Annotated in this window: 19 protein-coding genes; 8 read left to right on the forward strand and 11 right to left on the reverse strand. The window is 65.5% G+C overall.

Annotated features, from left to right (window positions below; genetic code table 11):
* Positions 1-360: 360 nt before the first annotated feature.
* A complete protein-coding gene (locus tag ACT4OC_RS05525) occupies positions 361-702 on the reverse strand; it encodes a hypothetical protein (protein WP_444837965.1) in 342 nt (113 codons plus the stop codon).
* Between the two features lie 317 nt (positions 703-1019).
* Between ACT4OC_RS05525 and ACT4OC_RS05530 the strand changes: the two genes are divergently transcribed.
* The 5 genes from ACT4OC_RS05530 (at position 1020) to ACT4OC_RS05550 (ending at position 6985) form a co-directional block, all read left to right on the forward strand.
* Positions 1020-2576: a L,D-transpeptidase gene (locus tag ACT4OC_RS05530; RefSeq protein ID WP_444837966.1), complete on the forward strand. Its 1557-nt coding sequence runs from the start codon at positions 1020-1022 to the stop codon at positions 2574-2576.
* Between the two features lie 194 nt (positions 2577-2770).
* Positions 2771-3691 carry a complex I NDUFA9 subunit family protein gene (locus ACT4OC_RS05535; RefSeq protein ID WP_444837967.1) on the forward strand — a complete coding sequence of 307 codons (921 nt, stop codon included), beginning with the start codon at positions 2771-2773 and terminating at the stop codon, positions 3689-3691.
* 282 nt (positions 3692-3973) lie between these two features.
* Positions 3974-4921 carry an AAA family ATPase gene (locus ACT4OC_RS05540; RefSeq protein WP_444837968.1) on the forward strand — a complete coding sequence of 316 codons (948 nt, stop codon included), beginning with the start codon at positions 3974-3976 and terminating at the stop codon, positions 4919-4921.
* A gap of 5 nt (positions 4922-4926) precedes the next feature.
* Entirely contained in the window at positions 4927-6351 is a 1425-nt protein-coding gene (locus ACT4OC_RS05545; RefSeq protein ID WP_444837969.1) for a vWA domain-containing protein, read from the forward strand.
* A 139-nt stretch (positions 6352-6490) separates the two neighbouring features.
* A complete protein-coding gene (locus tag ACT4OC_RS05550; RefSeq protein ID WP_444837970.1) occupies positions 6491-6985 on the forward strand; it encodes a hypothetical protein in 495 nt (164 codons plus the stop codon).
* A gap of 15 nt (positions 6986-7000) precedes the next feature.
* Here the strand turns inward: ACT4OC_RS05550 and ACT4OC_RS05555 are convergent, their stop codons facing one another.
* Positions 7001-7522, reverse strand: a complete 522-nt coding sequence (locus tag ACT4OC_RS05555; protein ID WP_444837971.1) for a hypothetical protein — start codon at positions 7520-7522, stop codon at positions 7001-7003.
* Between the two features lie 74 nt (positions 7523-7596).
* Here ACT4OC_RS05555 and ACT4OC_RS05560 point away from each other — a divergent pair, with 74 nt between their 5' ends.
* Positions 7597-7965, forward strand: coding sequence for a DUF1496 domain-containing protein (locus ACT4OC_RS05560; protein ID WP_444837972.1), 369 nt, complete (start codon positions 7597-7599; stop codon positions 7963-7965).
* Between the two features lie 112 nt (positions 7966-8077).
* On the opposite strand, the gene ACT4OC_RS05565 is transcribed toward ACT4OC_RS05560, so the two are convergent.
* Together ACT4OC_RS05565 and ACT4OC_RS05570 are read right to left on the reverse strand one after the other, a co-directional pair.
* Entirely contained in the window at positions 8078-9838 is a 1761-nt protein-coding gene (locus ACT4OC_RS05565) for a caspase family protein (RefSeq protein ID WP_444837973.1), read from the reverse strand.
* Positions 9839-9971: 133 nt separating this feature from the next.
* Positions 9972-10481 carry a hypothetical protein gene (locus tag ACT4OC_RS05570; protein ID WP_444837974.1) on the reverse strand — a complete coding sequence of 170 codons (510 nt, stop codon included), beginning with the start codon at positions 10479-10481 and terminating at the stop codon, positions 9972-9974.
* A gap of 127 nt (positions 10482-10608) precedes the next feature.
* Here ACT4OC_RS05570 and recQ point away from each other — a divergent pair, with 127 nt between their 5' ends.
* The gene (gene recQ, locus ACT4OC_RS05575) at positions 10609-12441 is read left to right on the forward strand and encodes a DNA helicase RecQ (protein ID WP_444837975.1); all 1833 of its coding nucleotides are present in this window, start codon (positions 10609-10611) and stop codon (positions 12439-12441) included.
* A gap of 21 nt (positions 12442-12462) precedes the next feature.
* Here the strand turns inward: recQ and ACT4OC_RS05580 are convergent, their stop codons facing one another.
* Positions 12463-13812: an aspartate aminotransferase family protein gene (locus ACT4OC_RS05580; protein WP_444837976.1), complete on the reverse strand. Its 1350-nt coding sequence runs from the start codon at positions 13810-13812 to the stop codon at positions 12463-12465.
* 161 nt (positions 13813-13973) lie between these two features.
* Here ACT4OC_RS05580 and ACT4OC_RS05585 point away from each other — a divergent pair, with 161 nt between their 5' ends.
* Complete coding sequence (locus ACT4OC_RS05585; RefSeq protein WP_444837977.1) at positions 13974-14246, forward strand: PilZ domain-containing protein; 273 nt, start codon at positions 13974-13976, stop codon at positions 14244-14246.
* 309 nt (positions 14247-14555) lie between these two features.
* Here the strand turns inward: ACT4OC_RS05585 and ACT4OC_RS05590 are convergent, their stop codons facing one another.
* The 6 genes from ACT4OC_RS05590 to ACT4OC_RS05615 all read right to left on the reverse strand — a co-directional run bounded on the left by ACT4OC_RS05590 (position 14556) and on the right by ACT4OC_RS05615 (position 20360).
* Entirely contained in the window at positions 14556-14798 is a 243-nt protein-coding gene (locus ACT4OC_RS05590; protein WP_444837978.1) for a hypothetical protein, read from the reverse strand.
* 95 nt (positions 14799-14893) lie between these two features.
* Positions 14894-16618, reverse strand: coding sequence for a PHA/PHB synthase family protein (locus tag ACT4OC_RS05595; RefSeq protein WP_444837979.1), 1725 nt, complete (start codon positions 16616-16618; stop codon positions 14894-14896).
* Positions 16619-16795: 177 nt separating this feature from the next.
* Positions 16796-17509, reverse strand: coding sequence for a DUF6064 family protein (locus ACT4OC_RS05600; protein ID WP_444838005.1), 714 nt, complete (start codon positions 17507-17509; stop codon positions 16796-16798).
* Positions 17509-18423 (reverse strand): aldo/keto reductase, encoded by a 915-nt coding sequence (locus ACT4OC_RS05605; protein ID WP_444838006.1) that lies wholly within the window; start codon positions 18421-18423, stop codon positions 17509-17511. Before ACT4OC_RS05605 ends, ACT4OC_RS05600 begins: the two co-directional genes overlap by 1 nt.
* A gap of 266 nt (positions 18424-18689) precedes the next feature.
* A complete protein-coding gene (locus ACT4OC_RS05610; RefSeq protein WP_444837980.1) occupies positions 18690-19538 on the reverse strand; it encodes a hypothetical protein in 849 nt (282 codons plus the stop codon).
* 75 nt (positions 19539-19613) lie between these two features.
* Positions 19614-20360, reverse strand: coding sequence for a hypothetical protein (locus ACT4OC_RS05615; RefSeq protein WP_444837981.1), 747 nt, complete (start codon positions 20358-20360; stop codon positions 19614-19616).
* Positions 20361-20406: the final 46 nt, after the last annotated feature.

A 20406-nucleotide genomic window follows, 5' to 3' on the forward strand; every position in this document is an offset into this window, starting at 1 on the left:
CCTTCCCCGCGCAATGGTTTTAAGGCTTATACGTGATCTCCCCGGGGAGCGGCCTTTCTTGCCCCCGTTGTCGGCGTAATTGCTTCCGCCAACGTAGCGCCAGGGTCGCGGCGCCAGGACCACACGACTTCGCCGTCCGCCGCCGACGTTTCGCCTGGTGCACAAGTCACCTGACGCCAGCCGCGGCCCATCGCAACCCGCACCACGCTTCGTGACGATCGCGAAACGTCCCTCACGGTGGCACGGGCTGGACGGGAAACTAATTCCGATTTACACAATTGTCAAGCGTCATTTCCGAAAATCATTCGTGGCCGCGACGCTTCGGAAAAAGCGGAGCAGGATCAGAGATTTGACTGCCTCTCAATTGCCGGCCTGCAACGACATGCGGATGTCGGTGCTGGCGAACGTGCCGCGATCCAGCGTGATGACGGCGAGATCGACGACGTTCAGCGATTTCGGCCGCTCGTAGACGTACTTGATGTGCCAGGCCGAGCTGAAGTCGGGCGTGACGATGAAGTCGCGCGATTGCAGCGCCCGCGTCAGCACCTTGACGGCGTCGCGGTTGGTCAGCGGCGAGAGCAGAAGGGCGTCGATCAGCGCGGCCAGCGTCGTGCCGTTCGTCAGCATGGCGCGCGCGGTGTCGTCGCCATGGACATGCCTCAAGGCGCGGACGATCGCCGCGACGGTGTGCGGGTCGCGCATGGGTGGCCTCGACCGATCGGCAACAAGCCGAACGTCCCGTCCGGCGCTTCAGCCGTTTGCGGGATATACAAAACCTGTCGGGCGATTGCGTCGGAGCTGCGGCAGCGGCGGCGGGCCGCTTGCTGTCCACAGGCCTTTTTCAGCCGCGCCACGCCGCCGGGCCGAGGGTGGCGCTTGGTCGCGGCGCGGCCGGCCGCGTGCCGCCTTCCTCCCGCCCAGGCCGTCGTATATGAGTGGTTTGCCACCGGAACGTGCCGATGATTCCGAGCAGCGAGCCGGCGCGGAGGGTGGTCCCGTTCAGCACCAAAGGGCATGGCATGGCAAATCGGTCTATGACGGCGCGAACCACGGTGGCGATGCGACGCCGGCGGCCTGCCGCCCTTGCCATGCTCGCGGCAATAGCCGCCCTGACGGCGGTGAGCGCCGGCGCCGCGCCGAAACAGGGCCGTCCCGCCGCGCCCACCGAGGCGACGGCGCCGCGCGAGACGGGCGAGCCGATCATGGCGATCGTGTCGATCAAGACCCAGCAGGTCACGCTCTACGACGCCGAGGGCTGGATCCTGCGCGCGCCGGTGTCGACCGGCACCACGGGGCGCGAGACGCCCGCCGGCGTCTTCGCCGTCGTCGAGAAGAACCGGGAGCATCGCTCCAACATGTATGACGACGCCTCGATGCCGCACATGCAGCGCATCACGTGGAACGGCATCGCGCTGCATGGCGGGCCGCTGCCCGGCTACGCCGCCTCGCACGGCTGCGTGCGCATGCCGTTCGGCTTTGCCGAGAAGTTGTTCGACAAGACGCGGATCGGGATGCGCGTGATCATCTCGCCGCTCGACGCCGGCCCGGTCGAGATTTCTCACCCGGCGCTGCTCGTGCCGAACGCGGAAGCCCTCGCGGCGGCGCCCGGGCGTGCCGAGACGGCGACGCGCGAGGCTGCGGAGGCCGCCAGGGCGGCCGACGAGGCGAAGAAAGGCGCGCCGGCGGCGCTACGCGAGGCCGTAGCGCTCGCAGCGTCGCTGCGCAAGCTGGAAGGGCTCAAGACCCGCGCCGAGGCCGAGCTCGCGTTCGCCGACAAGGCACTCGCCGCCGCCAGGACGGACGAGGCAAGGACGAAGGCCGAGGAATTGAAGCAGAAGGCCGCGGCCAAGGCTGCGGAAGCGGCGACGCAGCTGGAGGCCGCCAGGACCGAGGCGAACTCGAAGCCCGACGCCGCCGCGATCAAGGCCGCCACCAAGGCGGCCGAGGCCAAGAAGCTTGCCGCCGCCAAGGCCGCAACGGAGGCGAAGCTCGCGCTCGAGCCGGTCTCGATCTACGTCAGCCGCGCGACGCAAAAACTGTACGTCCGGCGCAACACGCACAAGCCGGCGCCGGACGGCGGCGGCGAGGTGTTCGACACGACCATCGAGGTTCCCGTCAGGATCCGCGATGCCGGCCGGCCGATCGGCACCCATGTGTTCACGGCGATGGCGAAGAGCGACGCCGGCCTGCGCTGGAGCGCGGTCACGGTCGACAATGCCGACGACGCCAGGAACGCGCTCGACCGCATCGCCCTCCCGCAGGAGGTGCTCGATCGCGTCGCGCCGACCGCGTTGCCGCGATCCTCGATCGTCATCTCCGACGAGCCGCTCAGCAAGGAGACCAACTACCGCACCGAGTTCGTCGCCGTGCTGAACAACCAGCCGCAGGGCGGCTTCATCACGCGCCCGCGCTCGGTCGACGTCTACGCCGAAGACCCGGGCTGGGGCGACGGCAATTTCTTCTTCTTCGGCAACCCCAACGTATACTCGCAACAGGGCCAACCGCCGCGGCGCAACGGCCAGTACTATCAGCAGCCGCAACCGGGCTATCAGCCGCGACCGCGCTGGTCGTGGTGAGGCGTCAGGCTTTCGGGATGCCTGGCACCCCTCCCGCGGAGTGCTGAGGCGCCGCGTCGGCGGGTCACAAACCGGGCTGGGTTGCGTGCTGCCGTTGGGCACCGAAGAACGTATTTCATCCCTGATTTGGAACCCAACGACTTGTCATCGGCTTTGCCCTGGGTGAGAGACGAGCCCCCGGTCGAGGTCAAGCCATGGCGGAGAAGAGCGGGCGCACCATTGTCGTGTTCGGTGGCACCGGCTTCCTCGGTCGTCGCGTTGCCAGGCATCTCCACAATTGCGGGTTTTCCGTCCGTGTTGCGTCCAGGCACCCAAGCCGGGGGCGCGGGCTGTTCGGCGACGACGCACCGCAAATTCGATCGGTTGCAGCAAACATCCACGACGATCGATCCGTCGCAAATGCCATCGCCGGCGCTTTCGGCGTCGTGAATGCAGTAAGCCTCTATGTGGAGAAGGGCCAGGAAACGTTTCATTCCGTCCATGTCGAGGCGGCGCAGCGACTGGCGGATGAAGCACGGCGAGCCGGCGTGGCGCGGTTCGCTCACGTTTCCGGAATCGGCTCCGACGCTGCCTCACGCTCTCTCTACATTCGCAAACGCGGCGAAGGCGAAGGGGCGGTCCGATCCGCTTTTGCCGATGTCTCGCTCATCCGCCCGGCCGTGATGTTCGGGCCCGATGACGCATTTCTTACCACCATCCTCGGGCTTCTCGGCCGGCTTCCGATCTATCCATTGTTCGGTCGCGGGCGTACGAGGCTGCAACCGGCCTACGTCGAGGATGTCGCGGACGCAATCGCTGGAGTGATGCACCAGACACATATGCAGTCGGTCACCTTGGAGTGTGCCGGCCCTCGCGTTTACACCTATGAGGAATTGATCAGGACCGTTGCTCGCGCAGCCAACATCCAGCGTGTCTTGATTCCCGTGCCGTTCGCCGCCTGGCATGCGGCGGCCTGGCTCGCGGAATTTCTGCCAAGCCCACCCGTCACGCGCAATCAAGTGGAGCTCATGCAGCTCGACAACGTCGCATCGCCGGGAATGCCGGGGTTTGCAGACTTGGGAATTTCACCGCATTCGGTCGAAGGGATATTGCGGAAGATCTTGTCGGGCCATTGAGGGCCGGGAGTAGACCCCGCGTGAACAAGACCGCGACGGGAACGGAGCGTCTCGACCAAAGCGCGGATTTTCGCGCGAATGAACTTGCAGCGGCATCTCGTCTTGGAATTGCCCGGAGGAGGCCATCATCATCGCCGAGGGTTAGCTCGGCCCGATCCATCATTCGCCAAGCGCGCATGCGCATGCCAAAAGTGATGGTCGGGGCGCCCGATCCAGCCTTGTCCTTTGCGGGGAACGCAGGCAGAACCTTTCTCGAGCAAACCCATCCGGAGCTTGAGAACCGTGGCTGAACACCGGCCTGCCGCCTCGATCGAGGCCGTGGAAAGCGGCCTTGCCGCGCAGGGCTATATCGCGAGCCGGCAGATCGCGACCGCGGTCTACCTGGCGCAGCAGATCGAAAAGCCGATCCTGGTCGAGGGTCCGGCGGGCGTCGGCAAGACCGAGCTGGCGAAAGCGATCGCGCATTGGCGCGGCCAGAAGCTGATCCGCCTGCAGTGCTACGAGGGCCTCGACGAGGCCAAGGCGCTGTACGAGTGGAAATACGCCAAGCAGCTGCTCTACACCCAGATCCTGAAGGACAAGCTCGGCGAGGTGCTGGGCGGCGCCGAGACGCTGCGTGCCGCGCTCGCACAGTTGCACGATTTCGGCGACGTGTTCTTCTCCAAGGAATTCGTCGAGCCGCGGCCGCTCTTGCAGGCGCTGGAGCAGCCGGCGGGCTGCGTGCTCTTGATCGACGAGATCGACAAGTCGGACGCCGAATTCGAATCGCTGCTGCTCGAAATCCTCAGCGACTTCCAGGTCACCATTCCCGAGCTCGGCACGGTGTCGGCGGTGGCGCCGCCCACCGTGATCCTCACCTCCAACAGCGAGCGCGACCTCGGCGACGCGCTGAAGCGGCGCTGCCTGCACCTGCATATCGGCTTCCCCGAGCAGCGGCTGGAGGAGCGCATCGTCGAGAGCCGGGTGCCCGGCATCTCGCAGACGCTGCGCCGGCAGATGGTCGCCTTCATCCACGAAATCCGCACGCTGGACCTGAAGAAGCTGCCGTCGGTCAGCGAGACCATCGACTGGGCGCGCGTGCTGGTGCTGCTGCAGGCCGCCGAGCTCGACCACGGCATCGTCAAGGACACGCTGAACGTGCTCTTGAAATACGAGACCGACATCGAGGCGGCGCTGCCGCAGGTCTCGACCTTCGTGGCGAAAGCGGCGCGGCAGAACGTATTCGGCTGACGGCAATGCGAGAGAACCTGCATCGCTTCTTTCGGGCGGCGCGGGGAGCCGGGGTCCGGGTCTCGCCCGCCGAAAGCATCGATGCGATGCGCGCGGTCGCCAAGGTCGGCTTCGACGACCGGCAGATTTTGCGCGACACCTTTCTGGTGACGCTGGCCAAAACGCAAGAGGAGAAGCGCGCACTCGGCGATTGCTTCGACCTGTTCTTCAGCCAGCCGGAGCCGCCGCCGTCCGCGCCGGGCAACGACAATGCGAACGAGAGTGGCGAGGCCGGCGAAGGCGGCCAACCCAACGGAGGCGGTGGCGAAACGGCTGATGGCGCGGATGCGTCCGGCCAGCAGCAGGCATCGCCGGCGACAGGCGGCCAGCCCGGTGAAGGTCTCGGCCCCCTTGCCCAGATGCTGCTTCGGCAGGACCGCAACGAGATCCAGGCGGCGATCGCCAGTGCGGCGAGCGCAGCATCCCTGCCAGACATCCGCTACTTCACCCAGCGCGGCATCTTCTCCGGTCGCATCCTCGAGCAGATGGGCATCGCTCGGCTGCGCGACGATCTGGACAACCTCACTGCGACCAACCCGTCGCAGGCCGAGCGACTGCGGGCGGCGACCGAGGCCTTGCGCGACGCCGTGCGCGAAACGGTGGCGCAGGCCTTGATGCTCTATGGCCGCGAGGAAGCGGAGAATTTGCGCAACGAGATTCTGCGCAATGCGCCGCTGTCGCGGATCGAGCCGCGCCAGGTCGACGAGATGCGCTCGCTGATCCGCAAGATCGCGCGCCGCCTGCGCGAGCGCTACTCAACGCCGCGCAAGCGGCAGCGCCGCGGCCATCTCGACGTGCGCCGCACGCTGCGCCGCAACGCCGCCTGGGGCAGCATTCCCTTCCTCACGGCGTGGAAGCGCAAGCATCGCGACCGCCCGAAGATCGTGGCGCTGTGCGACGTCTCCGGCTCGGTGGCCCGGGTGTCGGATTTCTTCCTGCTCTTGATCCACAGCCTGCACGAGGTGGTGGACGACGTGCGCTCATTCGCCTTCTCCGGCCATCTCATCGAGGTCAGCGACATCCTGGACAAGAAATCGCCGGAAGCGGCGATGGCCGAGATCATGTCGAAAGTCGGCTTCGGCTCCTCCGACTACGGCTCTTCGCTCGCCGATTTCGAGGACGAATGGATGAACGCGATCACGCCGCAGACCACGGTAATCGTGCTGGGCGACGCCCGCAGCAACAACCTCGACCCGCGCGCCGACATCCTGCGCCGCATCGCCGAGCGCTCCAAGCGCGTGGTGTGGCTGAACCCGGAAGGCCGTATGGCCTGGGGCTTCGGCGATTCCGAGATGCCGCGCTACGCCACCTTCTGCAGCGTGGTGCGCCAGTGCGCCACCGCAAAGCAGCTGGAACGCGCGGTGTCCGACATCGTGGCGACGTATCAGTAGAGCGCGGTTCGAAGCGTCCAGGCCCTTTGCGATCAGCGCGGCACCGCGCTACAATCTGTCGTTGATCTCGGTCATGGTGTAGGAACACCGTGTTGAAACCCGTCAGTCGTTAAAAGCAAATTTCTTTAGGGGCAATGCAATGAATACGATTTCGCGAGCAGTCGTCACGCTTTTTTCCCTGCTATGGGCACTATGCGGTACGGAAGCAGCTTTTGCCCAGGTCCGAGCCCAGTTCGCTGTTGACGTGCTCGCGACCTGCCAGAGGCCGGCGGTCAAGGATGTCCCTATCCATGTCGAAGGCACTGGGATTCTCAAGACCGACGGATCGGCGCGGGTAGACGTGGACGGCGGCGTCCTCGGCAGAGAGCAATATGCGACCAAGCTCGGCAAATCCTCTGCCGCAACGGGCGGATATGCATCGCTGCGCGTCACCAGCCGGAGCAGCCTGCGGGCGACGCGCGATTACCCCAATCACCAGATGATCATAGACATGCACGTAACCGGAAAGGAATGCGTGATAACGGTGCGCAACGTCCTGAAGCCCGGCAAGCGGGAATACGCCTTTGTCAGCGCCGGCGTCACCGCTTATTGCGAGAAACCGCGGATCGTGCGCACCGCGTGCCAGGCCTTCTGACCGCGGCGCGACGGCTCAGCTCGCAAAAGCGTTCCCGGCGCTGACCGAGCAGGACGCGCCGGACGTCTGTACGGGCCCGGTTTGCGTGTAGGTCTTGCCGTCCAGTCCCTTGTAGACGATCGGCTTGCCGCGTTCGGCGCCCATGATCACCTGGGCCGTGCAGCTCGAACCCGAGGGATCGAAATTGATGGTCAGCTGGCTCGCACCGCTCGGCATGGGCATGACGCCCACCATGCTGTTGCCGGAGAAACGCATGCTGGTTTCTCCCGGCGCTCTCTCGGTCGTTTTCTGCATCTTGCCTACCCGGCGATCGATCCTGGCGAACACGCGGCCCTGGCTGGAGATGTAGAACGTCCGCGTGATGGCGCGCGGGTTGGCCTGGGTCGATCCGTCCGAGCCCCGCGCGGGGATCGTAACCGTGAGCGAAACCGTGACCGACTTGTTGAGCAGCTGTTGCGGAGCCGCATGCGCCGCCCCGCCAACGACCGCGCCGGCCGCCGCCATCGCCGCCAGCCGGCGGATTTTCTTGCCTGCCATCCTAGTCCTCCCTCGCCTTACCGGCTAACCTGCCGCTCTAGATTTTCCTCGGAAACGATATTTGCGAGCGCATCATGAACCGGTCCGCAACACGCTTTGCCCAACACGCCATCCTGCTCTCGCTGTTCGGATCGGCGACGGCGCTGTCCGTTGCCGGCCCCGCACATGCCGATCCCGCTTGTCTCTATCAAAGCAGGTCCTACAGCGAGGGCGCCTTCATCTGCGTGCAGAGATCGCTGATGCAGGCCTGCACCTCTGACGGAGCCCGGTTGGTCTGGCGCATCGTTGCCGACAGGGACATCGCCGACCGCTGCGTGACACCGCTTCCCTCGGTCCGACAACGAATGGTCCACCGTACCCGGATAGCCCGCCAAGTGGCAGCCCCCATGCAACAGAATTCAGCCAAATGCTTTGTCTTCAACGGCAAGCGCTATTGCGAGTGAGCGACGGCCGGCGGCCGCAAAAACGCGATGAGATTGAGATGAATCGTCATCGCGCTTTGTTTGAGCATGATCTTTTCGGAAAACCGCTTCACACTTTTCCGGATCATGCTCTCTATTCGCAATAGGTCCTTCCGTTGAACGTGAAACACTTTCCGCCGCGCGGCGCGGCGGGTGCGGCACGCGCCGGCGCCTCGCGCGTCACCGTCTTCGGCTTCGGTGCCGGCTCGGGCCGCTTCTCGCAGGCGCCGCTGGAATTGAGGAAGAAGCCTGCGCCGCAACTGGTCTGGACGCAGCGGTCGCCGTCGGCCTTCTGGCCCTTCGGGCAGACCAGCGGGCAGACCCGGTCCGCCTTGCCGCGGACGCCGTCCAGCGCATCGAGGCTGGCGAGCTTGATGTCGAACTTGGTCTGGGCGTTCTTGTTGAACAGCTCGAGCGCCTTCTTCGAGGCATCGTCCCACTGGCCGTCGGAATTGCCGGGATCGCAGCCGACGCGCTTGAGGTGGGCCTGCAACAGGCGCGCAATATCGGCGGGGTCCATGGCGGGCGCCGACGCGGCCGGCGCGGCGGGTGCCACCGGCTGGTTCGGCGTCAGCGCGGCGAGTTTCGCGGGCTGCTCCTTGCCTTCGCGCTTGGCCTGCTCGACCTGGGCCTGCGCTTCGGCCATCGCCTGCTTTCTTGCGTCCTCGACCTGCTGTCGCGCGGCGTCGGCCTGCTTCTGCGCCTTGTCGAGCTCGCGGCGGGCGTCGTCGAGCTGCTTCTTGGCCTGCTCGGCGATCTGCTGGCGAGCTTCCTCGAGGTCCCGCTTGGCCTGCTCGGAAAGCTTCTGTTTCGCTTCGGCGGTCTGACGCGCGGCCTGCTCTTCCAGCTGCTTGCGAAAATCAACGGCCTTCTGCGCCGCCTGCTCCTCGGCCTGACGCTTTGCATCGTCGGCCTTGGCGCGGCCCTGCTCCGCCGACGCCAGCTTCGCCTTCTGCCCGCGGGCGAGATCGGCAAAGAAGCCGCTCTGATGCTTGGCCAGGAAGGAATCCCACGCCTCCCTTGTGCCGACCTGCGCGGCGAGTTCATAGAGAATGCGCGCCTCGGCATCGGGATCGACGGGCTTGGCTACTTGCGGCACCAGCGACATGGTGTTGCCACCGAGGGACCCATACACGAACGGCTCCTGGCGGTTGCCGGTCGCCTTGAGCACGTCGTCGCGCACGCGGCCGAAGGCGATACGCAGGTCGAGGCCGGGCTCGGTGATGTGCTTGAGCAGCGCGATCGCGAACGGTGAGTTCTGGCCGTCGCCGTCGGCCGCCACCGCGCCGGCCTTGGCGGCATAGGCGACCAGCGTGTCCGACATGGTGGGCTCGATCTTGGCAAGCCCGCGTCCGATCGCGCGGCTTGCGACCGTGCGCTTCATGGTCCTGGTGAAGGGATTGTCGCGGCAGGCGTCGAGGATCACGAGCCGCAGCCGCTTCGCCGGATCGAGCGCCTTCAGCACGCGCTCGAGCGAAATGGTCTCGTCCTCGACATCGAAGTCGCTGGCCAGCTTCGCGTCGGCGGGCACCAGATAGTTGACGCCGTCGACCTCGATGCCGTGGCCGGCATAGTAAACCACCGCGATGTCGGCATCGCGCGAGGTCTCGGAGAATTCGCGGATGGCGCGGCGAAGATCGACGATGCCGAGATCGCGCCTGCTTTGCACGACGTCGAAGCCGGATTTCTTGAACAGCGCCGTCATCGCCTCGGCGTCGCGCGCCGGATTGAACAGCCGCGGCGCCTGTTGATAGTCGGCGATGCCGATGATCAGGGCGACGCGCTTTTCCGCCCGCGCCGGATCGGCGAACAGACAAAGCAACAAGCCCAAAACGATCAAATATGCGGATCGCATGGCAAAGCCCCGGAAATCGAATGGCCCAATCATATCAATGCAGGGAATTGCAGACAACGCATCCGCAAGACCCCTTGAACTAGTCCCTTTTGACACATCGACAAGCAGCGGGATGCCATCGCGGCAACCTTTGCTAGCCGGCGAACGGATTGCCGCTCTGGATTGAGCAGCTCACCGAAGAGGTGGTACCGCCCGTGACCTCGTACATGGCGCCGTCCGGGCCCTTGCGGCGGATTACCCCGCCGGAATGCCCCTCGATCACGCTCGCAGTGCAGCTCGAATAGCTCGGATCGAAGGTGATCGTGACCTGTTGCGCACCGACCTCGAACGGCACGACGCCGATCAGGCGGTTGCCCTGGAAGCTCACGCGACCCTTGGTCTCGCTCGGGCCGACATCGCTGCCGCGACTGCCACCGCGATTGGAAATCCGGGTGCGCAGGAAGACGCGGCCGGCGCTGCTGACATAGACGATGCCGGACACCTGGGTACTGAAGCCCCTCTGCACGCCCTCCGGCGATTTGGCGATTCCGGATGCGGTGAAGGAAATGGTGATCGTCTTGTTGAACAATTGCGGCGGCGCAGCATGAGCGGACGTCGCAAGCAAGGCAACTGAAACAGCGGTCGTCAAGCCAAGCAATTTCATGGCATACCCCCTCAGCAACGCCTTCAATCCTAGCGACGGACTTTCGCGGTTCCAAGACCGGACGCAGGCCCCTTCCGAATCCAGAACCCGCCTGCCATAAGCGTTAACCTGCCATCCCCCGGTTTCCATGTCCGCCGCCCCGTCAGCCCTCTCCCTGCTCAATTCCGTATTTGGCCTGACAGCCTACCGGGGCGCGCAGGAAGAGATCGTGCGCCACGTCACAGAGGGCGGCAATTGCCTGGTGCTGATGCCGACCGGCGGCGGCAAATCGCTGTGCTACCAGCTGCCTTCGCTGCTGCGCCAGGGCTGCGGCATCGTGGTCTCGCCGCTGATCGCGCTGATGCGCGACCAGGTCGCGGGGCTGAGCGAGGCCGGGGTCAATGCCGCCGTGCTGAACTCGACGCTGTCGCCACAGGAGGCGAACGAGGTCGAGCGGCGGCTGGTCGCGGGCGATCTCGATTTGCTCTATGTCGCCCCGGAACGGCTGTTGATGCCGCGTTGTCTTTCCCTGCTGGAGCAGGCCGGCATCGCGCTGTTCGCCATCGACGAAGCGCATTGCGTCTCGCAATGGGGGCATGATTTCCGCCCCGAATATATCGGCCTCTCCGTGCTCGCCGAGCGCTTTCCCGACGTGCCGCGGATCGCGCTGACGGCGACCGCGGACGGACTGACCCGCAAGGAGATCGCCGAGCGGCTATCGCTCACCGAGGCGCCGTGTTTCGTCGCGAGCTTCGACCGGCCGAACATCCGCTACGAGATCGTCGACAAGCAGAACGCGCTGAACCAGCTCAAGGCGTTGATCGCCGAGCGGCATGCGGGCGAGGCCGGCATCGTCTACTGTCTGTCCCGCGCCAAGGTCGAGGACGTCGCCGCCTCCTTGCGCGAGGCCGGCATCGCCGCGCTGCCCTATCATGCCGGGCTCGACGGGCAGACGCGCGCCCGCCACCAGGACCGCTTCATCAACGAGGACGGCATCGTCATCGTCGCCACCATCGCCTTCGGCATGGGCATCGACAAGCCGGACGTGCGCTTCGTCGCCCATCTCGACCTGCCCAAGAGCATCGAGGCCTACTACCAGGAGACCGGCCGCGCCGGCCGCGACGGCAAGCCCTCCAGCGCCTGGATGGCCTACGGCCTGTCCGACATCGTGCAGCAGCGCCGCATGATCGACGAGTCGACCGGCTCCGACGCCTTCAAGCGGGTTTCAATCGGCAAACTGGATGCGCTGGTCGGGCTCGCCGAGACCGCGCATTGCCGCCGGCAGCGCCTGCTCGCCTATTTCGGCGAGGAGCTGCACGAAAACGGTTGCGGCAATTGCGACAACTGCCTCAATCCGCCGAAGGTGCTGGACGGCAAGGTGATTGCGCAGAAAATGCTGTCCTGCGTCTATCGCACCGGGCAGCGGTTTGGCGCCATGCATCTGATCGACGTGCTGGTCGGCCGCCTGACCGAGAAGGTGACGCAGTTCGGGCACGACAAGCTCTCGGTGTTCGGCGTCGGCCGCGAGCTCAACGAGAAGCAATGGCGCGCCGCGCTGCGCCAGCTGGTGGCGATGGGCCATCTGCGCGCCGACGGCGAGGCGTTCGGCGCGCTGAAGCTGACGGAAACCTCGCGCGGCGTGCTGCGCGGCGAGACCGAGGTGTGGCTGCGCGAGCAGGCGGCGACGACGCGCAGCCGCGCGATCCGCAGCAATTCACGGCGTGGCCAGCTCGCGATCCAGCCAAACGGCGGCGGCACGAGCGATCCGGCGTTGCATGCGGCGCTGAAGGCGTGGCGCTCGGAGATCGCCCGCCAGCGCGGCGTTCCGGCCTATGTGGTGCTGCACGATTCCACCATCGACGGCATCGCCTCGACGAAGCCGGCGAGCTTGTCGGCGCTGCGCGGCATCGCCGGGATCGGCGACAAGAAGCTGGAGCATTACGGCGAGGAGTTGATCGCGCTGGTGCGGGCGAACACGTAGGCTTCGCCCGATCTTCGCTCCCTAATGCCCTGCGCTCTTCAACACCTCGTCCACGGCCGCACCCAGCCGGTCGACGATCATGTCGACGTCGCCTTCGCCGACGATGAAGGGCGGCGCCAGCACGATATGGTCGCCGATGCGGCCGTCCACCGTGCCGCCCATCGGATAGCAGGCAAGCCCGCGCGCGAAGGCGGCCGCCTTGATCTTCGCATTGAGCTTGAGCGCGGGATCGAACGGCGTGCGGCTCGCACGGTCGGCGACCAGCTCGACCGCCCAGAACAGGCCGCGGCCCCTGACGTCGCCGACATGGCGGTGATTGCCGAAGCGCTCGACCAGCCGGCGCTCGAGAAAGGCGCCGCGCTGCTTCACACGATCGAGCAGGTTTTCCTCGGCCACGACCTTCTGCACCTCCAGCGCGGCGGCGCAGGCCATGGGGTGACCGAGATAGGTGTGGCCGTGCTGGAACGCGCCGGAGCCGTCGCGGATCGTATCGACGATGCGCGCATTCGCCAGCATCGCACCGATCGGCTGGTAGCCGCCGCCGAGGCCCTTGGCGATGGCCTGGATGTCCGGCGAGACGCCTTCCTGCTCCCAGGCGTGCAGGGTGCCGGTGCGGCCCATGCCGCACATCACCTCGTCGAAAATAAGCAGCGCGCCATGGCGGTTGCAGATCTCCCGCACGGCGCGGAAATAGCCCTCCGGCGCGGTCACGCAGCCGGCGGTGGCGCCGACCACCGGCTCGGCGATGAAGGCGGCGACCTTGTCGGGACCGAGGCGCTGGAATTCGGCTTCGAGCTCTGCGGCCAGCCGCGCCGTGAAATCGGTCTCGGACTCATCGTCCCGCTTCTCATGATATGCGAAGGCCGGCGTGACATGGCTGAACGCGCCGGACAGCAACGGCGCATAGGGCTCGCGGCGCCAGGCATTGCCGCCCGCCGACAGCGCCCCCAACGTGTTGCCGTGGTAGCTCTGGCGGCGCGCGATGAAATGCGCCCGTTGCGGCTGCCCGCACTCGATGAAATATTGCCGCGCGATCTTGATCGAGGCCTCCATCGCCTCCGATCCGCCGCTGACATAGTAGACGTAAGCAAGCCCGCCGGGCTCGTCGCCGACCAGCCGCTCCGCCAGCTCTTCGGCTGGGGCTGAGGTGAAGAACCCGGTATGGGCATAGGCAAGCTTGTCGGCCTGCCGCTTCATCGCCGCGATCACGCGCGGATGCTGATGCCCGAGGCAGGAGACCGCGGCGCCGCTGGACGCATCCAGCACGCGGTGGCCGCTGTCCGTCACCAGCCACACGCCCTCGCCGCTCGCCGCCGTCGGCGGCATTGCGCGGAAATTGCGGTGCATGACGCGGGTGGTGGGGGTGCTCATTGGCGGTCAACCCTTCTCGTTTGCTGTCGGAACGAACCGGCAGGATAGCAACAAAGCGCGTAAATTTGCACGCAATCGGCTAAGCCCGGTTTTACGGGTCCTGCCGCATCCTGCCGGATCGAACGCTTCCACTGGGAAGCGGCTTAAGATGAGCGATCGCCATGGGCATGGTAGACCCGAAAGTCAGGATGCAGCGCGAGCCGCGGCGGCAGCTGCGCAACCGCGTCACCTGGATCACCTTCGGCGAGGGCGACGCCAAGCGCGAATGCACCGTGCTCGACGTCTCGCCGGGCGGCGCCAAGATCGTCACCGACGTCGCCATCGACGTACGCGACCGCTTCGGGCTGACCCTGATGCCGGAACACCCCGGCCGCTACGAATGCGAAGTGGTCTGGCGCCGCGGCAAGACCTATGGCGTGAAGTTCGTGCAGTAGACTTGCGGACGCTCACCTCTCCCCGCTCTCTTGCGGGGAGAGGTCGACGCCGAAGCCAACGGGTCGGCGCGAGGCGCCGCCCGATGATAAACTCAGCGAAGGCGGCGGGTGAGGGGCGAGGCGAGACGTCCGTTGCACGGCTGCACTCACCGAATCCTCTCTTCTGGAATGAGGCCGGAAGGACCGTCGCCGCGGAGATGCCGTGCCCGGCCCCTCACCCGGATCGTATCTGCGATGCGATCCGGCCTCTCCCCGCGAAAGGGCGGGGAGAGGTGAGCCGACGCCACCGTCGCAGCGAGTGTCGCCGCCTTACATGCTCCGCGCCGACTGATCGACCCGGGTCGTCACCGGCACCGCTTCCAGCGCAGCGCGAATATCGCGCGCCGACTTCAGCGCGCGGCGAATGAACGGATCCTCGGAGTCGCGGTTGAGCGTCAGCAGCTTGCTGCAATTCTGGCAATTGACCTGAAAGCCGTCGCGCACACGCGATGCGCGCTCGCGGAACATCCTGGTGCAGCCCGGGCACCTGATTCTCACCTTGTCGTCGATCATCGCATCGGCCCCGTTTTCGAGTGCCGTTACGATGGCCGCACGCCGATTGCAGAAGCGCTAAACCGGCGCCCTGCATTTGAGCGAAGCAAATCGCTTCAATTTGACTTCAGCTTCACATAACGGCCCGGCGCGGGCTCGATGACGCGATAGGCCGCGCTGCCCGGCTCGGCAGGCGCTGCGACCGTGCCGGTGGAATGGTGCTTCAGCCAGGCGTCCCAATCGCCCCACCAGCTGCCCGGATGTTCCTCCGCCTTGTCGAGCCAGGCCTCGGCATCGCCGCTGACGTCATCGTTGAGCCAGTGGCTGCGCCGGTTCCTGGCCGGCGGATTGATCACGCCGGCCACATGGCCGCTCGCCGCCAGCACGAAGCGCGGCTCCTTGCCGATGATGTTCTTTGAGAGATAGGCGCTCTTCCAGGGCACGATGTGATCTTCGCGCGAGGCGAGCAGATAGACCGGAACTTTCACCTGCGACAGGTCGATATCCTCGCCACATTGCGTGGTCTTGCCGGGCTCCTTGATCTTGTTCTCCAGATAGGTGTTGCGGGTGTACCAGCAGTACATCGGACCCGGCAGGCTGACGCTGTCGGAATCCCAATACAGCAGGTCGAACGCGTCGGGCGTCGCGCCCTTCAGGTAGCTGTCGACCACGTAGCGCCAGATCAGATCGTTGGCGCGCAGCGTGCCGAAGGTGAAGGCAAGCTCCTTGCCGGGCAAAATGCCGCCATTGCCGATGGTCGCCTCGCGCAGCACGACATGGCCGGCATCGATCAAAAGCCCGATATCGCCGGTATCGGCGAAATCGATCATGGTGGTGAGCAGCGTGAGGGTCGAAAGCTTGTCCTCGCCGCGCGCGGCCAGCACGCCGGCCGCGCAGCTCAGGATCGTCCCGCCGACACAGAAGCCGAGCGCATGCACCTTGTCGACGCCGGCGATCTCGCGCACCACGTCGATCGCCTTCAGAGGACCGAGCGTGAGATAATCGTTCCACGTCAGATGCCCGGTCTCCGGTACCGCGCTGCGCCAGGAAACCAGGAATACGTGGTGGCCTTGCGCCACCGCGTATTCGACGAAGGAGTTGCCCTTGCCGAGATCGAGCAGGTAATACTTGTTGATGCAGGGCGGCACGATCAGAAGCGGCGTTTTCTCGACTTCCGCCGTGACGGGCGTGTACTGGATCAGCTGAATCAGCTCGTTCTCGTAGATCACCGAGCCCGGCGTGTTGGCGAGATTGCCGCCGACCTCGAACCTGGATTCGTCGACGCGGGTGATGCGGCCCTTCTGGACATCCTCGATCAGGTTTTGCATGCCGGCGGCAAGGCTCGCCGAGCGGGTCTGGATCGCGGTGCGGATCACTTCCGGATTGGTGACGGGGAAGTTCGACGGACTCATCGCGTCGATGAACTGCCGCGCGTAGAACTTCAGCTGCAGCCTTGTCCTTTCGTCGACCTGGGCCTGCTCGACGAATTCGGTCAATTGCTTCGAGCCGAGCAGATAGGACTGCTTGAGCAGGTCGTAATAGGGCGTCGTCACCCAGGCATTGTCCAGGAAGCGGCGGTCGCCCTTGCCGGGCTGGACGTTGGATTCGACGCCGAGCGCCTTGACCAGCGTCGCATTCCAGAACTTCCAGAACTGCAGGACGGCGTCGCGCTGCAGATTGGCGGCGGCGACGAACGGCGATGTCTGCCCCTCCGCCGGCTTGTCGGCAAGGCCCATCGCCGCCGCCATGGCGTCGTCGAACTGCTTGAAGGATTGCTGGCCGGCCTGCATCAGGCTCTCGAGATAGGCAGACGGATCGTTCGGCGACCGTGTGCTGGCCATGTCAATCTCCGGCGGCAATCCATTCAACTACCATGTCAGTGTCGCAAGCCGGGCCGGAGATTCAAGAGGCGAGTGCATTGGAAAATGACGCAGCTTTCGCGATGCAGCAAGGAACGATTCACAAGCAGTCGTCTCGAGCTTCCGGCTGCCAGTCATGATGTTGGGCAGAGCCCGCGCCTACGGCTTGTCGCTGCTTGTTCGCGCATTACGCGGTTGAGGTGACCCGCGCCGATGGATGATCGTCCAGATCCCGGCGGCAGCGGCGAGTGCCGGTGCGGCAAAGACAGCCCACGCTTGCAACTCTCCCATCGTCCGTAAGGTTATTCCGCTCAGGAGGCACCAGAGAACCGGGATCGGCAGGAGCAATGGCCAAAGCCTGCCGCGAGCGAGAAGCAGTAGGCCGAGCGTTGCGATCGCGGTCGGATCCGGCGCGATGCCGAACACCTCGGACGTAGCCCAGCCACGTCCCTGCAGCGGCGCAAGCAAGGGCTGCCCGGCGAGTGCGAAGGCAAGGATGAGATATCCCGTCCAACGCGCAAACCCCCGCCGGTCGAAGGCGAGGCCGCCGGGCACGTGCCCGGCCATCAAGAGCAGCACGCCTTCAACGGCGAAGGCCGGCGCGACATAGACGGCAGCCCAGTTGATGGCCGCATAGCGGTTCCACAGGAAGGACCACCCAACGAACATCCATGGAATTGCGAGCAGCAGAGCGAGCCATCGTGAACTCCTTCTCGGCCGCCACACGACGAGCAGGATGATGATGAGGCCGGCGGCGAACGCGAGCATGTGCAGAGGCCAGAGGGCCGCATTGTGCAATTCGAACATGCGCCAGTAGACGCGCGGCGAAAACAGCAGGAAATCCTCTGCCCGGTAGGTCCACCACTCCGACATCAAAGACCCTTCACGAGGGCCGAGATGCGCTGGCGCATGGCGGAATCCGGCATGGGGCCGGCGGCAGCCAGGAGGTTTTCCCGCACGTGGTCGACGCGGGTGGTCGCCGGAATTGCGACGGTGACGGCCGGGTGAGCGAGGATGAACTTCAGCAGCAGCTGCGCCCAGCTCGACACGCCGAGTTCCGCCGCCCATTCGGGCAGCGGCTCATCCTTGAGCCGGTGGGTGAGCGCGCCCTGCCGGAATGGCCGGTTAACGATCACGGCAATGCCGCGTTCCGACGCCAGCGGCAGCAGCCGCTGCTCCGCCTCGCGATCGACGGCGTTGTAGGAGAACTGCACGAAATCAATGGGCTCGTTCCGCATGATCTGTTCGAAAAGATCATGGCGGCGCCCGTCAGACGTCGTGATTCCGACATAGCGTAGCGCGCCGGCCGCCTTCATCTCGAACAGCGTCCGAAGATGCGCCTTCCAGGCGAGCAGATTGTGAACCTGGACGAGGTCGAACTTCGGCACGCCCCAGAAGCGACGCGATTGCTCGATCTGAGCAGGCCCTGCCGTTGTCGAGGACGTCCAGACCTTTTCGGCCGAGAATAGCATGGCGGGTCGCCCGAGCTTCTGAAGACCGTAGCCGATCACCGGCTGCGACGAGCCATACATGGGCGAGGAATCGATCATGCGACCGCCCGCCTCGAAGAAGGCGGCCATGACGCTCGCGCACTCGTCCCTGAGGACCGGATCGCCGCCGACGTTGAAGGTGATCCATGTCCCCAGCCCTACCATCGGCACGGCCTCCCCGGTCGAGGGTATGGCACGGCGGGCGGGTGGTCCCTGGGCATGCACAGAAGCTGGCAAGAGCGCCACAGCGGCCGCCGCCAAGGAAGCGTGCACGAACGTTCGGCGTGTCGTCCGCATCCGATGCTCCATCATCGTGGCGGAAAAAACCTGCAAAATGCACGCAAGTGAGAGGGAACAGCTCTGCCGGCTTTCGCAGTACAGCCGGCAGAAGTGTAACACCTTCCGGAGTGCACCAGAACAAGACCCAAACCGGAACTCTTGATCCAGGCGAACCTTCGAGAGCGACGATGCCTTGGACGATGCCTTGGACGATGCCTTGGGAGGCATCGCGCTTCATCTCGTTGGCTGGAGCGCTCGATCACGCCACGGTTGAAAGCTCACATCTAGTTGCGCAGGCCGAAGAATGGAAGGAACGACGGCGTCTGGGCATTCTGCGCGGAAGCGTCCTGCGCTCGGGCATCCTGTACGGGCGGACGTTCGGCGCGTGCACTTGGCGCCCGCTGCACTTGCTTTCGAAGGCTCTGCGTGCGCATCTCCGCGCGCGCGTTGCTGACGGCCCGGACTTGCCGACGCTTTTGCACGAGCCGCTGCGGTGCGCGAACGTTCTCCGCAACCGGTGCTGGAACATTCGTCGCTGCCGGTACTGGTTGCACGATCTTCTCCGGGACAGCTTGATCGGGCTGTGCAGGCCCGCCCTGCGCCTGCGCGTCTTGCTCGGCCGCCCAGACCTGGAATTGCCTGAACAGGGATTCGGATGATGACTCGCTCTTTTCCGCCTGATCCTTACCGGCTGGCTCTGTTACGGCAATTTCGGCGCGGGCCGGCGCGTCGTTGGTGTTCGGCGGCACCGCCTGAGCATCGGCGGTAGACGCAACCGGCGGATCAGCGGCGGATTGAGTTGTTGGCGCCGACGGAGGCGACGAATCGCCGACCAGCGAAGCCGACTCGTCTGCAAAGATAGAAGCCGGGTTTCCCATTGCCAGAACCGCCAGGCCGGTCGCCGTGACGGCTGCAATCAAGATACCCGCCTTGAAGACACGCGACGTGGTCACAGTTCCGTCGAAATCATTCTCACTGCCCTGCATGCCCTGCTCGGCTCGAGCAGCGAGAAACTGAGGCAAAGGTTCGGCCGGATCAAATCCATCTTTGGTCGGCATTGGGTGATGCTCCTCAATAGCGTTGTCGACCGGTACCCTGCTATCGAGGTCCAAAGGCGGAGGAATCTTGATCACACTTGGGCTCGGGAACCGCGCGAATGTCAGGAACCGAGCATTTCCCGGAAATTGGCCGGCGCCTCGCAAGGGCCCCTATTGATCGCCCGACACCGGCGAAACGCCGCCCTGCTCCAGGCAGTTGATGATGTAGGCGGCGGCGTCCCGCGGCAGGATTTGCGCCTCGGCGGCCTTGACCCGGCACGTCTTCAGCGCGCGCAGCCTTGCGCGGCGGCGTACCGACTCCAGCGGCTCGCGCGTGATCTTCTGCACCGTGGCGGGCTCGCCGTCGGCCTCGAATTGCAGCTCGTAAGCCCGGCCTGCTCTGTCGGTCGCGGTGCAGGAAACAGACTTGATCTGCTTGCTGTCGATGTCGCCGATTTGCTTGCACGACCCGCTCGCCGGCTCGACCCGCGGCACGCGCACGCCGCCGGCCAGCGGCCGCTCCTTCGAATTGAGCAGCACCTGGTCGACCGTCAGCTCGTAGAAATCGTTGCGCTCGCGGCGCGCCTTGTCGCCGGAGAACGAGACAATGCGGCCCTTGTCGGCGGGGTCGTCGACGGCGACGGTGAAATAGGCGCGGCCGCTCTCGCCGTGAAAATACTTGACGGCGCGGCACGGCAGGTTCTGGCCGGCGACGCGAAACACCGTGCACCTGCCGGACAGCGCAACGATCAGATCGATGTCGTAATCGTCATCGCCCCTGGCGATCGGCACGACCGGCCTTGCCAGCGCCGGCAGGCCGGCATTTGGCGACATCGACGGGCCGGCAAGGACAGCGTCGGGCGGCGCCGCCGCAAGGCAGGCAAACGCGGCGATGAAAGCAGACCAGCGAAGGCGCATCCGGTATCCGTAAGGTGCCGCGTGACCGCTGTCCAGCGCGCGCCAA

The sequence above is a fragment of the Bradyrhizobium sp. genome (genome assembly GCF_052389815.1).
In the GTDB taxonomy this organism is placed as follows: Bacteria; Pseudomonadota; Alphaproteobacteria; order Rhizobiales; family Xanthobacteraceae; genus Bradyrhizobium.

What these genes read in the sequence shown, in the direction of transcription:
- ACT4OC_RS05535 (WP_444837967.1), top strand. Translation starts at nt 2,771, where the DNA reads ATGGCGGAGAAGAGCGGGCGCACCATTGTCGTGTTCGGTGGCACCGGC.
- ACT4OC_RS05605 (WP_444838006.1), bottom strand. Translation starts at nt 18,423, where the DNA reads ATGCGGACGACACGCCGAACGTTCGTGCACGCTTCCTTGGCGGCGGCC.
- ACT4OC_RS05600 (WP_444838005.1), bottom strand. Translation starts at nt 17,509, where the DNA reads ATGTCGGAGTGGTGGACCTACCGGGCAGAGGATTTCCTGCTGTTTTCG.
- recQ (WP_444837975.1), top strand. Translation starts at nt 10,609, where the DNA reads ATGTCCGCCGCCCCGTCAGCCCTCTCCCTGCTCAATTCCGTATTTGGC.
- ACT4OC_RS05580 (WP_444837976.1), bottom strand. Translation starts at nt 13,812, where the DNA reads ATGAGCACCCCCACCACCCGCGTCATGCACCGCAATTTCCGCGCAATG.
- ACT4OC_RS05615 (WP_444837981.1), bottom strand. Translation starts at nt 20,360, where the DNA reads ATGCGCCTTCGCTGGTCTGCTTTCATCGCCGCGTTTGCCTGCCTTGCG.
- ACT4OC_RS05550 (WP_444837970.1), top strand. Translation starts at nt 6,491, where the DNA reads ATGAATACGATTTCGCGAGCAGTCGTCACGCTTTTTTCCCTGCTATGG.
- ACT4OC_RS05565 (WP_444837973.1), bottom strand. Translation starts at nt 9,838, where the DNA reads ATGCGATCCGCATATTTGATCGTTTTGGGCTTGTTGCTTTGTCTGTTC.
- ACT4OC_RS05560 (WP_444837972.1), top strand. Translation starts at nt 7,597, where the DNA reads ATGAACCGGTCCGCAACACGCTTTGCCCAACACGCCATCCTGCTCTCG.
- ACT4OC_RS05595 (WP_444837979.1), bottom strand. Translation starts at nt 16,618, where the DNA reads ATGGCCAGCACACGGTCGCCGAACGATCCGTCTGCCTATCTCGAGAGC.
- ACT4OC_RS05545 (WP_444837969.1), top strand. Translation starts at nt 4,927, where the DNA reads ATGCGAGAGAACCTGCATCGCTTCTTTCGGGCGGCGCGGGGAGCCGGG.
- ACT4OC_RS05585 (WP_444837977.1), top strand. Translation starts at nt 13,974, where the DNA reads ATGGGCATGGTAGACCCGAAAGTCAGGATGCAGCGCGAGCCGCGGCGG.
- ACT4OC_RS05525 (WP_444837965.1), bottom strand. Translation starts at nt 702, where the DNA reads ATGCGCGACCCGCACACCGTCGCGGCGATCGTCCGCGCCTTGAGGCAT.
- ACT4OC_RS05530 (WP_444837966.1), top strand. Translation starts at nt 1,020, where the DNA reads ATGGCAAATCGGTCTATGACGGCGCGAACCACGGTGGCGATGCGACGC.
- ACT4OC_RS05570 (WP_444837974.1), bottom strand. Translation starts at nt 10,481, where the DNA reads ATGAAATTGCTTGGCTTGACGACCGCTGTTTCAGTTGCCTTGCTTGCG.
- ACT4OC_RS05555 (WP_444837971.1), bottom strand. Translation starts at nt 7,522, where the DNA reads ATGGCAGGCAAGAAAATCCGCCGGCTGGCGGCGATGGCGGCGGCCGGC.
- ACT4OC_RS05590 (WP_444837978.1), bottom strand. Translation starts at nt 14,798, where the DNA reads ATGATCGACGACAAGGTGAGAATCAGGTGCCCGGGCTGCACCAGGATG.